Origin of the sequence: Streptococcus infantis (assembly GCF_015546995.1) — a bacterium.
Taxonomy (GTDB): Bacteria; Bacillota; Bacilli; order Lactobacillales; family Streptococcaceae; genus Streptococcus; species Streptococcus infantis_J.
The window spans coordinates 51,099-64,439 of the sequence record NZ_JADMUH010000001.1 but is presented as its reverse complement, the minus strand read 5'-3'; the positions used below and the strand labels follow the sequence as shown (position 1 = coordinate 64,439).

The 13,341-nt window shown below is 39.9% G+C and carries 12 protein-coding genes and 2 tRNA genes; all 14 read right to left on the bottom strand.

The window, feature by feature from the left end:
- Positions 1-6: 6 nt before the first annotated feature.
- The 14 genes from sufC to parC all read right to left on the bottom strand — a co-directional run bounded on the left by sufC (position 7) and on the right by parC (position 13,237).
- Positions 7-777, bottom strand: coding sequence for a Fe-S cluster assembly ATPase SufC (sufC, locus tag I1J71_RS00375; RefSeq protein ID WP_000114489.1), 771 nt, complete (start codon positions 775-777; stop codon positions 7-9).
- 154 nt (positions 778-931) lie between these two features.
- Complete coding sequence (locus I1J71_RS00370; RefSeq protein WP_006153320.1) at positions 932-1,126, bottom strand: DUF3272 family protein; 195 nt, start codon at positions 1,124-1,126, stop codon at positions 932-934.
- A 22-nt stretch (positions 1,127-1,148) separates the two neighbouring features.
- Positions 1,149-2,813 (bottom strand): DNA polymerase III subunit gamma/tau, encoded by a 1,665-nt coding sequence (gene dnaX, locus I1J71_RS00365; protein WP_195183318.1) that lies wholly within the window; start codon positions 2,811-2,813, stop codon positions 1,149-1,151.
- Positions 2,813-3,310: a GAF domain-containing protein gene (locus tag I1J71_RS00360; RefSeq protein ID WP_195183317.1), complete on the bottom strand. Its 498-nt coding sequence runs from the start codon at positions 3,308-3,310 to the stop codon at positions 2,813-2,815. The genes dnaX and I1J71_RS00360 overlap by 1 nt, the downstream gene beginning before the upstream one ends.
- Positions 3,311-3,394: 84 nt before the next feature.
- The gene (rpsA, locus tag I1J71_RS00355; RefSeq protein ID WP_006145742.1) at positions 3,395-4,597 is read right to left on the bottom strand and encodes a 30S ribosomal protein S1; all 1,203 of its coding nucleotides are present in this window, start codon (positions 4,595-4,597) and stop codon (positions 3,395-3,397) included.
- Between the two features lie 158 nt (positions 4,598-4,755).
- A tRNA-Gln gene (locus I1J71_RS00350) sits at positions 4,756-4,827 on the bottom strand.
- Between the two features lie 9 nt (positions 4,828-4,836).
- Positions 4,837-4,917 (bottom strand) — tRNA-Tyr (locus I1J71_RS00345).
- A gap of 49 nt (positions 4,918-4,966) precedes the next feature.
- The gene (locus I1J71_RS00340) at positions 4,967-5,197 is read right to left on the bottom strand and encodes a DUF2969 domain-containing protein (protein ID WP_004253228.1); all 231 of its coding nucleotides are present in this window, start codon (positions 5,195-5,197) and stop codon (positions 4,967-4,969) included.
- Between the two features lie 124 nt (positions 5,198-5,321).
- Positions 5,322-5,966: a pyroglutamyl-peptidase I gene (pcp, locus tag I1J71_RS00335; protein WP_195183316.1), complete on the bottom strand. Its 645-nt coding sequence runs from the start codon at positions 5,964-5,966 to the stop codon at positions 5,322-5,324.
- A gap of 13 nt (positions 5,967-5,979) precedes the next feature.
- Positions 5,980-6,903 carry a DUF979 domain-containing protein gene (locus I1J71_RS00330; protein WP_195183315.1) on the bottom strand — a complete coding sequence of 308 codons (924 nt, stop codon included), beginning with the start codon at positions 6,901-6,903 and terminating at the stop codon, positions 5,980-5,982.
- Positions 6,900-7,589 carry a 5-oxoproline transporter, DUF969 family subunit gene (locus tag I1J71_RS00325; RefSeq protein ID WP_195183314.1) on the bottom strand — a complete coding sequence of 230 codons (690 nt, stop codon included), beginning with the start codon at positions 7,587-7,589 and terminating at the stop codon, positions 6,900-6,902. The genes I1J71_RS00330 and I1J71_RS00325 overlap by 4 nt, the downstream gene beginning before the upstream one ends.
- 34 nt (positions 7,590-7,623) lie before the next feature.
- Positions 7,624-9,591 (bottom strand): peptide ABC transporter substrate-binding protein, encoded by a 1,968-nt coding sequence (locus tag I1J71_RS00320; RefSeq protein WP_195183313.1) that lies wholly within the window; start codon positions 9,589-9,591, stop codon positions 7,624-7,626.
- 21 nt (positions 9,592-9,612) lie between these two features.
- Entirely contained in the window at positions 9,613-10,635 is a 1,023-nt protein-coding gene (locus I1J71_RS00315; RefSeq protein WP_195183312.1) for a branched-chain amino acid aminotransferase, read from the bottom strand.
- Between the two features lie 124 nt (positions 10,636-10,759).
- Positions 10,760-13,237: a DNA topoisomerase IV subunit A gene (gene parC / locus I1J71_RS00310; RefSeq protein WP_195183311.1), complete on the bottom strand. Its 2,478-nt coding sequence runs from the start codon at positions 13,235-13,237 to the stop codon at positions 10,760-10,762.
- Positions 13,238-13,341 lie beyond the last annotated feature (104 nt).

Genomic DNA, 13,341 nt, shown 5'->3' with positions numbered 1-13,341 from the left:
AGGGAATTACAATTCTTCCTTGTAGTCATAGCCAAGTTCTTCAGCTAGTTTCGCGTATCCTTCACGTTCCAAGCGTGCAGCCAATTCTGGACCACCAGAAAGAACAACACGACCTTCCATCATAACGTGTACCACATCTGGTGTGATATAGTTCAAAAGACGTTGGTAGTGAGTAATGATCATAGCACCAAAACCTTCACCACGCATAGCATTTACACCTTTAGAGACAACTTTAAGGGCGTCAATATCAAGACCAGAGTCAATCTCATCTAAGAGGGCAAAAGTTGGTTCCAACATCAAGAGTTGAAGAATCTCGTTACGTTTTTTCTCACCACCTGAGAAACCTTCGTTGAGGTAACGCTCTGCCATTTCTTCTTTCATGTTGAGCAATTCCATTTTTTCGTCTAACTTAGTGATAAATTCACGAACTGAAATCTTCTCATCATCTTCTTTACCAGCATTCATAGCTGCACGAAGAAACTCAGCATTGGTAATCCCAGGAATTTCTGATGGATATTGCATGGCAAGGAAAAGTCCCATACGCGCACGCTCATCCACTTCCAATTCAAGGATGTTTACACCGTCAAACAAGACTTCACCTTTAGTGACTTCATAGTTTGGGTTCCCCATAATAGCAGCTGAAAGAGTAGACTTACCGGTACCATTTGGTCCCATGATAGCTGCAATTTCTCCTGTTTTAAGAGTCAGATTGACCCCTTTTAAAATTTCTTTTCCTTCAATTTCAACGTGAAGATCTTTGATCTCTAATACTGACATGATTGTTCCTTTCTTTTCATCCTTTTTACTGTATTTACCTGAAATTTAACCTTTTTAAATCCCTAGAAAAACACAGTAAAATGTCAATAAATATACCTTAATAGTATAACAAAAAAAAGCCTAAAAGGCTTTGATTTTGTCTAGAAGCTAGGAGCTACTTTTTCCCTTGAAAATGATCATCTATAGCGCTCACAATTTTACCCATGATATAACTCACGCGAAAATTTCTCAGGATCAAAATAGCCCAAAGCAAGGCCACGATATACCGTTGCTCCATGATGGATTCATTAAAGAAATAAGTCTCAGCAGCAGTAAAGAAGGCCATGATAATAAATTGTTGTCTGTTCATAGTCTTTTACCACCAATTCCCTTTAATCTTCAGCTATGGTCACTTTATCTGCTAAAAATTCAAAGCCTTGAGGAAGTATGGACTCTTCGGGTTCTTCCTTATTGACTTGTTCTTGAGAACCTTTAGCTCTGCTTGAAAATGCAGCTCGAACTTCCTTCCATTCTTCCATAGAAATAGCAAGAATCTCTGGAGAAAATCCAGCGGCACGACTAAGAATATTACCAAACATGGTGTTAAGATTGTCTCGTTTCATGGTTTGACCAGCATTGAAATTCGATTCAAAAGCCAAAATCGCATGACGTTCATTAGCAGCAACTGGTTGAGAACCAGCTAAGAGTGCCTTATCTGGACCAGATAAGCTTTCAATGACTTCTCCCCAAGCATTCTGAAGACGGATTAAGTTTTGACGGGCTAAGTCTGGATTTTCTACTGCTTCTTGAAGAATAGACTGCACCTTATTTCGGTCTACACGATAGAATGACTTAGTGTTAGTCGGACGACTTGGTGTAGAAACAGTTTGTTTGGGATTAGAACCAACATTGGCAAGAGCTTGTTTCAATCGTGCAACTTCTTCTCGAAGAGAAGACAATTCCTCAGCCACCTCACCTGAAAGTTCTGGTTGAGAATCAATTTCTGCTAAACGAATAGTCATCATTTCGGCATAAATTTTAGGTTGTAGGCTAGCCTTAATATCAGCTAGACTTCTAGTAGCAAGACTAATCATCTCAAACAAGACATCCTGCGGAAGAGCTACGTTTCTCTCAAATGCATCACTATGATGTGTATTTTCTCCGCCTGCTTGGACAATTAAGATATCACGTAGATATTGCAGCAAATCGACTACAAAACGTGTCATGCTCTTTCCATTCTCAAAAATCAAATCAAGATTTTGAAGGGCTCCTGGTACATCCTTCTGAGCTAAAGCAGCTACGTAATGATCCAAGGCACTTAAACTAATGGTACCAGTGATTTCTTCTGAGACTGCAGTTGTCAATGTTGCTTCTTGGGTTAAGCTTAATGCCTGGTCTAGAATTGACAAGGCATCCCGCATACCACCCTCAGCTCGGCGAGCAATAATTTCAACAGCTTCTGTTTCGTAATCAATCCCTTCTTTTTCTAAAATCTGGAAGATATGATCTCGAATATCCTGAGTCTTAATGGACTTGAACTCAAATCGTTGAACACGAGACAAAATCGTTGCAGGAATTTTATGAAGCTCAGTCGTTGCCAAAATAAAGACTACATTTGGAGTTGGTTCTTCCAGTGTTTTCAAAAGAGCATTAAAGGCACCAGTCGAAAGCATATGAACCTCATCAATGATATAAACCTTATACTGAGCTATACTTGGAGCATAGGTTGATTTATCACGAATATCACGAATTTCATCAACACCATTATTAGAAGCAGCATCCATTTCGATAACGTCTTCTAAACTTCCATCCGTAACAGCTTGGCAGATATAACAGTTATTACAAGGTTCTCCCCCAACTTGATTAGGGCAGTTCATAGCCTTAGCAAAAATCTTAGCCACACTAGTCTTACCAGTTCCACGAGGCCCTGAAAATAGGTAGGCATGACTAATCTTATCCTGTTCCACAGCCTGTTTAAGGGTTCGAGCAACAACTTCCTGGCCCACTAACTGTGAAAAATTTTGACTTCTATATTTTCGATAAAGCGCCTGATACATTATGCCTTCTCCTCAAACATTGAAAATTTCCATTCTGTCTTATCTAGTAAAATGGACACAAACTCTTCTAAATAGCGTTGATCCATTTCATCATAGTCATCGACATGAGATGAGTCTAAATCTAATACAGCCAGAAGCTGTCCATTTTTTACCATTGGAAGTACGATCTCGCTACGAGCACTACTATCACAAGAAATATAATTTGGATAAGTCTTGACATCACCAACGATAACTGTTTGACGGCTAGCCGCTGACTCACCACAAACTCCTTTTCCGAGCGCAATTCTAACACATGAGACTCCACCCTGAAAAGGGCCTAAAATAAGCTCATTCCCGTCATATAAATAGAAACCTGCAAAGACAGTACGAGGAAAGTTCATTTTTAAGAGAGCACTGGCATTTGAAAGATTAGCCAACACATTGGTTTCACCTTCTAAAAGACTAGAGAGTTGTTCATTTACAATTTGGTAAATTGATTCTTTTTCGGAATGTAACATAAATCCATTATATCAAAAAATACTAGTTGAAAAAAGAAAAATCCCTTGTTTTACAACAAAGGATTTATAATTAGTTCTGATTGATTAAAGTTCGATGTCTCCAAACAGGTCAGCCATTGAGAATCCTGTTTGAGTTTCAGGAAGTTCAAAGTCACGTTTTTCTTGACGTTTTGGACGACGTGGACGTGGAGCACGTTTTTCTTCGTTTTGTCCTTCTTCTTGAGCTGGACGTTCTTCAAGAGCTTTGATAGAAAGTGAAACGCGTTCTGCATCAGCATTAACATCAAGAACTTTAACAGTAACTTCTTGACCAACTGTAAGAGCTTCTTTTGGATTTTCAATACGTTTGTGTGAAATTTGTGATACGTGAACAAGTCCATCGATACCTGGCAATACTTCAACAAATGCACCGAAGTCAGTTAAACGTTTAACTGTTCCTTCTACAACGTCACCTTTAGCTAATTTTTGCTCAACGCCATCCCATGGTCCAGGTGTTGTTGCTTTAAGTGAAAGTGATACACGTCCTTCTTCTTCGTTAAGATCAAGGATTTTCACTTCAACTTCTTCACCAACAGTTACAACTGATTTTGGTGAAACGTTACGTTCGTGAGACAATTCAGTCAAGTGAACCAATCCATCAACACCACCAAGGTCGATGAAAGCACCGAAGCTTGTGATACGTGCAACTTTACCAGTTACAACATCACCAACAGCCAATTTACCGAATACTTCAGCACGAGCTGCAGCAGTTGCTGCTTCTACAACTTCACGGCGTGAAAGGATGAAGCGGTTTTCTTTAGGGTCAACTTCTTTGATTTTAGCTTCAAATTCTTGACCTACAAAACGCTCAGTGTTACGTACGAAACGAGTATCCAACATTGAAGCTGGGATAAATCCACGCAAACCTTCAAATTCTACTGAAAGTCCACCTTTAACAGCGCGAGTTCCTTTAACTGTAACAACTTCTTCTTCGCGTCCTACAAGTTTGTCCCATGCTTTGCGAGCTTCAAGGCGTTTTTTAGATACAAGGTATGTTACTGTATCAGTATCTTTACCAACTACTTGACGAAGTACAAGAACATCAAATACTTCACCTACTTTTACAAAGTCATTGATATCTGCATCGCGATCGTTTGTCAATTCGCGAAGAGTCAAGACACCTTCAACACCAGTTCCAGAGATTGCAACGTTAGCTTGATTAGCATCAACTGTCAATACTTCAGCACTAACAACATCACCAGGTTCAACTTGGCTAACGCTATTTAGCAAATCTTCAAATTCATTCATCTAAAAAATCCTCCAACAATCAAGTTTTTTAACTTGACATACTTATAATTTTTTTCCTAAGCACCCGCAACGACATGAACATCTCGAACGTCTTTCAATTATAAAAATAAAATACCCTAAGATATTTTTCTTTTTATCTTGAATTTATTACCTAAGAACTGGGGTAGCTGGATTCGAACCAACGCATGAGGGAGTCAAAGTCCCTTGCCTTACCGCTTGGCTATACCCCATTGATGATATGGAGAGAGAGGGATTCGAACCCCCGAACCCGAAGGAGCGGATTTACAGTCCGCCGCGTTTAGCCTCTTCGCTATCTCTCCGACAATCAACGAAAACTATTATATCATGAAAATTTGCAAAAAACAAGCATTATTTTGCTAAATTATAGTTCTCAATCAATATTTCCACAGCTTTTTCAAGATTCTTGTAAAAACTATCGACATTTCCATTCTTTATGATTGCAAATTGGTCATCTAGTTCGGCAATTTCACCGATTAACTTTTTACCAATTGTTAATGTGTAACCAGCGTACTTATCTTTTCCAACTGCTACTTTAGCATCTGATAATTGAATCTCAATTTTTTTATCTTTTTTGCTCATACCATACCTCTTTTCACTTTTTCTATTTTACAAGAAATTCCCTAATCTAGCAAGAAAAAACTCTCTATCAAGCTTATCTTGACAGAGAGTTTAAGGAATATTTTTTAATTTGAAAATTGAATCATTAGTGAGTCGTCCCTCCGACCAACTTCAAATCTTTATCTTTATGGTCCACGATAGCACCAATAGCAGCTTCGATGCCTCGGACAATATCTCTTAAGCACATGGATGCAGTATTAGGCTTATTTACCACTTGTTCTGTCATATAGGGAATATGCATAAATCCTGCTCTCATATTGGGAAATTTCTTATCCGCTAAGTAGAGAACCTGATACATCAGATGATTGCAAACAAAGGTTCCAGCTGTATTGGATACTGAAGCAGGTAGCCCTTCTTCTTTTATGGCTTGTACCATTGCTTTGATAGGGAGTGTGCTAAAATAGGCGGCTTCTCCATCAAGGCGAATGGGAGTGTCAATCGGTTGATTTCCTTGGTTATCTGGAATTCTAGCATCATCTTGATTTATAGCAACTCTCTCAGGAGTTAAACTCGCTCTTCCTCCTGCTTGTCCAATGCAAAGCACAACATCTGGATGGTATCGATTTATTTCTGCTTCTAAAACCTCTGCTGATTTATAAAAGACTGTTGGAATCTCTACCCAATGAAGCTCTGCACCATTGATTTCAGACGGTAATGATTTAACTGCTTCCAGAGCTGGATTAACCTGTTCACCACCAAAAGGATCAAATCCTGTAACTAATATTTTCATTCTATTTCCTTTACTAAAATGCTAAAAAGTACATCAGAAATACATGTATGATAATCATGACAATAGCTACTCCTACTTGCGCTTTGATAACGCCATTTGGATCTTTCATATCCAAAAGGGCTACAGGTAGAGTATTGAAATTAGCAGCCATTGGTGTTAATAGAGTCCCACAACAACCTGCTGTCATAGCAAGAGCACCCGCCACGATTGGATCTGCTCCCAAGGAAAATACAAAGGGAACACCAATTCCAGCAGTAATGACAGTAAAGGCCGCAAAGGCATTTCCCATAATCATTGAAAATAGAACCATTCCCAATACATAAGCCACTACACCCATCAACCGACTGCCCGAAGGAACTATACCGCTTATCAAGTGAGAAATCAAATCTCCAACTCCAGCTACGGTAAAAATCGCTCCCAAAGCTCCTAAAAGTTGGGGAACAATACCACTAGTTGAGACTTGCTGAACCATGCGAATGTTTTCTACTAACAAGCTTTTAGGAGAACTCTTAGTAATCAAAAGGAGAGAGAGGGTTGCGAAAAATGCTGCAAGGCTGATAGCAATCTTACTAAACTCGGGAATCACTTTTGCTAATACCAAAGCAATCAAAGCCATCAGCATGACCGGAATAAAAATTTTATTCTTTAGTCGTTTAGCTTCAAATTTTGCCTTGACTTCATCCAGAGACGGCAAGGTTCCGATACGAACCTGTTTAAAGAGCGTTAGTAGGGCCAATAGCACTACAATAACACCAATCAAGATCGATGGTAAATAGGAACCACCAATAAAACTGATTCCCAATAAAGCCCAAAACCCAGCTGTTCCATATCGAACTGGGTTTGTTTTGTCTTTATAGCTACAATAGGCCGTATGAAGAAATTGACAACCAATCACAATATAGGTCAACTCTAATAACTGTCTTGCTAGTTCGGTCATTCTTCTTTTCCTTTACTAAGCTTATTCGCTAGCAATTTTCTATCAAATAAGTAATTGTACAGCCCTACCACAAGCAAGGCAACTCCTGCAACAATGAGAGAAGCCGAAGCGATCCCTGCATAATTACTTTCATAACCCAATTGGTCCAGAGTGCCCCCGACTAAGAGGACACCACCTGCACCAACGAAAGTATTCTGAGCAAAGAAATTTGCAAAATTATCATTTGCTGCTGCACGCGCTTTTAGCGCTTCGCTTTCCTGCTCTGTTAATTTTCTACCTAATTGTGACTCTGCTGCTGCCTGTCCCATGGGTTGAACCAAGGGTCTTACAAACTGCGGATGTCCTCCGATACGAATGGCAAAGAAGCTGTCAAGTTCCCGAAAAAAGAAATAAACGGTATAAAAACTTCCTACGGTCAGCCCCTTTATCCTTTGAATCAAGTCAATCGACCGTTGCTTGAGGCCAAAAGTTTCAGATAATCCTACCAGGGGCAAGGTTACCATAAAAATCGTCAGAACTCGTTGATTACTAAATTCTTTTCCCAAAATTTCCAAGAATTCAACAAGAGAAACCCCAGAAACTAGAGCTGTAACTAAACTAGCTAAGACTACCGTTGCAATGGTATCTAACTTATAGATAAAACCAATCACAATGATAACTATTCCTATTAGTTTAATCCATTCCATATAGGCCCCTTTATTCCAAAAATTCTAGTCTGTTTTATTTGACATGACTTTCTAGCTCTTTTTGGTATTTACTGTTTGATTCCAATTTTTCTTTTTGCCATTTTTCAAGAGCTGCTTGATATTCTTTAGCAGATACAATCTCTTTTTGCAATTTCATTCCCTTGAAGATATATGGATCACCCTTGATACCTACTTGTGAGTAAGGTTTAGAGAATGGAACAACGTTGCTGACAACTGGTGAACCACCTGATGAAGCTGTTGGCATCAAGAGAGAGCTATCAGTGAGCCAAGCTTGAGCTTTAGCATATTTTTCATATCTCTTGTCTAAATCGTTTGTCTCAGAAACTGCATCATCCAAGAGTTTCTTATATTCGTCCAGACCAAGTTGAGCTACAACTTCCTTGTCTTTACCTTTCGTAATACCAAGGTGTTTCATAGCAGAACCAGTCTTAGGATCCATGATATTAAGATAACTTGCTGGGTCTTGGTAGCTTGGAGCCCAACCTGTACTATTCAAGTCATAGTCTTTCTGAGCAGGAACACGTGCTTGTGATGTAATACTTTCCTTTTCATTGTCAGTCATCTGAAGAACATCGATCACGACATTTTCAGAACCAAGAGTTGACTCGATTGATTGTTTAAAGGAATTGCTTTGTTGAACGGCAATTGTATCTGTCTGTTCAACTGGAACATCCAAGTGAATTGGGAAGGTTACACCTTTTGCTTCCAATTCTTTCTTAGCTTTGTCAAATGAAGCCTTAGCTTTGTCAGGATTGTAGATAGTATCTTTTCCGTCTACAAGTTCAACACCTTTCCATTGGTCTCCATAGTTGACCAATTCTGCTTGAGCAATATCACCAAAGTTTTTACCACCAGATTGTACAAAGTTATCTGGAACTAGGCTGTTACGAATAATCTTATCCGCACCATCTTCACCGTTAAGCTGTGCAGCATATGAATGACGGTTGAAGGCAAAGTTGATTGCTTGACGGAAGTCCTTGTTCAACATTGCTTCTTTTGTAGAAGTTTTCTGTTCTTCACTTGTCTTCGCAGTCTTATTATAAGATTGACGGTTTACGTTAAAGGTAAAGTAGTAACTAGTTGAATCCTGTGGACTGTATGTGATTTTATCTCCGTATTGCTCTAAAGTAGAAGCAAAGTTTGAACTACTTGGGAAGATACGAGCTGTTGTATAAACACCTGAAGAGAAGCTACGGATCAATGATTCTTGGTCAGAACCATCATAATAGGTCAATTTTACTTTCTCAATTTTAACCTTTTCTTTATCCCAATAATTTGGATTCTTTTCGTATTCGATTAACGATTTTGAAGTCAATGTCTTCAAGATATATGGACCGTTATAAAGAATACCAGATGGACTTACTGCTCCGTAGTTCTTACCAGAAGCTTTGAAAAATTCCTCGTTTACCGGCAACATAGTTGCTGAAGTTACTTTTGAATTCCAGAAACTTTCAGGTGCATTAAGAGTATACTGGACTGTGTAATCGTCCAACGCCTTAACCCCAACTGTTGAGAAGTCGTTAGTCTCACCAGTCATATATTCATTCAAGCCCTTGATGGAGTTTTGAATAAGAGTGACACCGTCTGATTTGCCATCTGCTACGTGTTTCAACCCAGTAACAAAGTCATGTGCAGTTACTTCAGCGTATTCTTCACCCTCTGAAGTATACCATTTAACCCCTTTTCGAAGTTTATAAGTATAAGTCAAACCGTCTTGTGAGACGCTCCAATCCTCAGCTAGAGATGGAACCAAATTTCCGTATTCGTCATTTTCCAACAAACCATCAACAACGTTACCAATGATATCTGTTGTTGAAGTACGAGTTGCGATACTGTAGTCCAAAGATGATGGGTCTACTCCATAGACGTAAGAGAAGGTTGTAGGTGCGTCTGCTTCCTTGTCAGCTTTACCACAAGCCACAAGAAGAACTGCTGTACTCAGGACAACTCCTGCTGTTAACATCCACTTTTTCGTTTTCATAAAGATCTCCTTTAATAATGTTTAATCTACTTTTACAATCCAGCCTTCTGGTGCTTCAATGTCACCAAATTGGATACCTGTCAATTCATCGTATAGTTTACGAGTCACTGGGCCAACCTCAGTCTCACTGTAGAAAACATGGAAGTCGTCACCGTGTTGGATTCCTCCAATTGGAGAGATGACTGCTGCAGTTCCACAGGCACCTGCTTCTACAAATCGATCCAGACTATCAATTGATACATCCCCCTCAACAGGTTTCAAGCCCAATCGATGCTCTGCCAAGTAAAGTAATGAGTACTTGGTAATCGATGGCAAAATTGACGGACTCAATGGCGTTACAAACTCATTATCAGCTGTAATCCCAAAGAAGTTTGCTGAACCGACTTCTTCAATCTTGGTGTGGGTTGAGGGATCTAGATAAATAACATCTGAGAAATGACGGGATTTAGCCATTTTTCCTGGTAAAAGACTGGCTGCATAGTTACCACCGACCTTGGCAGCTCCTGTTCCATTTGGTGCAGCACGGTCATACTCGTCTTGAATCAAGAAGTTTGTTGGAACCAAACCACCTTTAAAGTAATTTCCAACTGGCATGGCAAAGATGGTGAAAATATACTCCTCTGCTGGTTTTACACCAATGATATCTCCGACACCAATCAAGAGCGGACGGAGGTAGAGGGTTCCACCAGTTCCATAAGGGGGTACGTATTCTTCATTGGCACGGACAACTGCTTTACACGCCTCTACAAACATTTCTGTTGGCACTTGGGGCATCAAAAGACGATCACAAGTACGTTGCAGACGTTTAGCATTTTCATCTGGACGGAAGAGTTGAATACTGCCATCCTTGGTACGATAGGCTTTCAATCCTTCAAATGCTTGCTGTCCATAGTGAAGACTTGGAGATGATTCTGAAATATGCAAGGTTGCATCTTCTGTTAATTCTCCTTGAGTCCATTGTCCATCTTTAAAATAAGCGATATAACGATAAGGTAGTTTCATATAGGAAAAACCGAGATTTTCCCAATCGATTGTAACTGTCATCCATTTCTCCTTTATTCTAATCAGGCTTTAAGTTCTATTCTACACTATTCTCCTAAAAATTCAAGTATTATTTGTAATTTTCTGAAAATTTTACTTCTAAAAAATCAGTCACTAGGACTGATTTTTAATTTTCTTTGTCTTCTTTAAAGACTTCTTTGAGGTAGGCATCGAAAACTTCCTCGTCTGAAATAGTATCTGAGATAAAACTTCCATTACTTGTGCGCTCTGATAAATTCAAATCTTGTAGGATTGATTCGTAAATCGTTCCATTATTTGATTGGATAACAAGAGTTTGTTCTCCGTCTTCCACTTCGGTGCTAAAGAGATCTCCGATAAATCCTTGTTCAGAAACTGCACCGGCCAAGAAGACGCGATGTGGTTTACTCTTCAATTCTCTCAGAACTTGAAGACCACGCTTAGCACGACTGGTTGCTGGAATTTCCTCAGTTGATACACGTTTCAAGCTTCCACGTTGCGTTAACAGATAGAAAGATGAAGTATTGCAGATAAAGGCAGCTTGAAGCTCATCATCTGCTTTCAGATTCATAGCTTTAACACCTGCAGCCTTGGCTCCAACAACTGGAACCTCTTCGATATTAAAGCGAAGGGCATATCCATTTTTACTAATCAACAAAACATCATCAAGTTTGATTGGTGCAACAGCCATAATCTGGTCAGTCTCATCTTTCAACTTGGCATATTTGACCGATTTAGAACGATAGGTTCTCCATGGAGAGAATTCTTTTCGTTCGACACGCTTAATCTGCCCAAGGCGAGTCGCTGCAAAGTAGGTCGTCGCATCATCAAACTGATCCACAACTTCTACGTAAAGTACTTCTTCATTGGTTTCAAAGTTGGTAATCGTTTGACTCAAGTGCTCCCCAATATCCTTCCAACGAATATCTGCCAACTCGTGGACTGGTCTATAGATAACATTTCCTAGTGTTGTAAATATTAAGAGATGTTGAGTTGTCTTGACAGATTGAACAAAGAGTAATCGATCATCATCACGTTTACCAATTTCCTCTAGCGTTGACGCAGCAAAGGAACGTGGGCTGGTACGCTTGATATAGCCTGCCTTGGTCACACTGACATAAGTATCTTCCTCAGCGATAAGGCTAGCTGTATCAATCTCAATTACGTTTGCTGTATCTTCTAAAGCACTCAAACGAGGTGTCGCAAATTTCTTCTTAACTTCACGAAGTTCCTTCTTCATGAGATTGTACATAGTTCGTTCGTCACCAATAATAGCTGCAAGCATAGCAATTTTTTCACGAAGTTCTGCTTCTTCTTCCTGCAAGACAACCACGTCTGTATTGGTCAAACGGTAGAGTTGCAAGGTAACGATAGCTTCAGCCTGCTCTTCAGTAAAGTCATAACTGACCTTGAGGTTCTCTTTGGCATCAGCCTTGTTCTCAGAAGCACGGATAAGAGCAATGACTTCATCTAAGATAGAGATAACACGAATCAAACCTTCTACGATATGGAGACGTTTTTCAGCCTTTTCCTTGTCAAAGCGAGAACGTGCCAAGATGACTTCACGACGGTGAGCAATATAGCTAGATAAGATAGGTACAATTCCAACCTGACGAGGGGTAAAATTGTCAATCGCAACCATGTTGAAGTTGTAGTTGATTTGCAAGTCTGTATACTTGAAAAGATAGTTGAGAACAAGCTCTGTGTTCGCATCTTTCTTGAGTTCGATAGCAATGCGAAGACCGTCACGGTCAGACTCATCTCGAACCTCAGCAATTCCTGCTACCTTGTTATTGACACGAACTTCATCAATTTTCTTGACTAAGTTAGCCTTATTAATCTCATAGGGAATCTCAGTGATAACGATTTGTTCCTTACCACCTTTTAACTTCTCAATTTCAGTCTTGGAACGAACGACCACGCGACCCTTACCAGTTTCATAGGCCTTTTTGATCTCGTCACGACCTTGGATGATCGCTCCTGTAGGAAAGTCTGGCCCAGGCAAGAATTCCATGAGCTTTTCAACCTTAGCAGTTGGGTGATCAATCATATAGACTGTCGCATCGATAACCTCTGCCAAATTATGTGGTGGAATATCTGTGGCATAACCAGCTGAAATACCAGTTGACCCATTGACCAAAAGGTTTGGAAAAGCCGCTGGCAAGACTGTTGGCTCTTTCTCGGTATCGTCAAAGTTCCAAGCAAAGGGAACTGTCTTTTTCTCGATATCCTGAAGAAGATAACCAGCAATCTCTGATAAACGAGCTTCCGTATAACGCATTGCTGCAGGTGGATCTCCGTCCATGGAACCGTTGTTTCCGTGCATTTCAACTAGAATCTCACGGTTCTTCCAGTCCTGAGACATACGAACCATGGCGTCATAGATAGAAGAATCTCCGTGTGGGTGGAAATTACCCATGATGTTCCCGACAGACTTGGCAGACTTACGGTAGCTCTTATCAAAAGTATTGCCATCCTTATTCATCGAATAAAGAATACGGCGTTGAACCGGCTTCAATCCATCCCTAATGTCTGGTAAAGCCCGGTCTTGAATGATGTACTTGGAGTAGCGACCAAAGCGCTCTCCCATGATGTCCTCTAAGGACATATTTTGGATATTACTCATATAGGATACAAAGCCCGTAAAATGCAAAGTGAAAATAGGAAATTCTTACCGTGAGCGATGCTCACAAGAGAATTTATCTTTTTCACACAGCATTTAGGGCGTGT

Coding starts and splice junctions, on each gene's coding strand:
- sufC (WP_000114489.1), bottom strand. CDS start 777: ATGTCAGTATTAGAGATCAAAGATCTTCACGTTGAAATTGAAGGAAAA.
- I1J71_RS00370 (WP_006153320.1), bottom strand. CDS start 1,126: ATGAACAGACAACAATTTATTATCATGGCCTTCTTTACTGCTGCTGAG.
- dnaX (WP_195183318.1), bottom strand. CDS start 2,813: ATGTATCAGGCGCTTTATCGAAAATATAGAAGTCAAAATTTTTCACAG.
- I1J71_RS00360 (WP_195183317.1), bottom strand. CDS start 3,310: ATGTTACATTCCGAAAAAGAATCAATTTACCAAATTGTAAATGAACAA.
- rpsA (WP_006145742.1), bottom strand. CDS start 4,597: ATGAATGAATTTGAAGATTTGCTAAATAGCGTTAGCCAAGTTGAACCT.
- I1J71_RS00340 (WP_004253228.1), bottom strand. CDS start 5,197: ATGAGCAAAAAAGATAAAAAAATTGAGATTCAATTATCAGATGCTAAA.
- pcp (WP_195183316.1), bottom strand. CDS start 5,966: ATGAAAATATTAGTTACAGGATTTGATCCTTTTGGTGGTGAACAGGTT.
- I1J71_RS00330 (WP_195183315.1), bottom strand. CDS start 6,903: ATGACCGAACTAGCAAGACAGTTATTAGAGTTGACCTATATTGTGATT.
- I1J71_RS00325 (WP_195183314.1), bottom strand. CDS start 7,589: ATGGAATGGATTAAACTAATAGGAATAGTTATCATTGTGATTGGTTTT.
- I1J71_RS00320 (WP_195183313.1), bottom strand. CDS start 9,591: ATGAAAACGAAAAAGTGGATGTTAACAGCAGGAGTTGTCCTGAGTACA.
- I1J71_RS00315 (WP_195183312.1), bottom strand. CDS start 10,635: ATGACAGTTACAATCGATTGGGAAAATCTCGGTTTTTCCTATATGAAA.
- parC (WP_195183311.1), bottom strand. CDS start 13,237: ATGAGTAATATCCAAAATATGTCCTTAGAGGACATCATGGGAGAGCGC.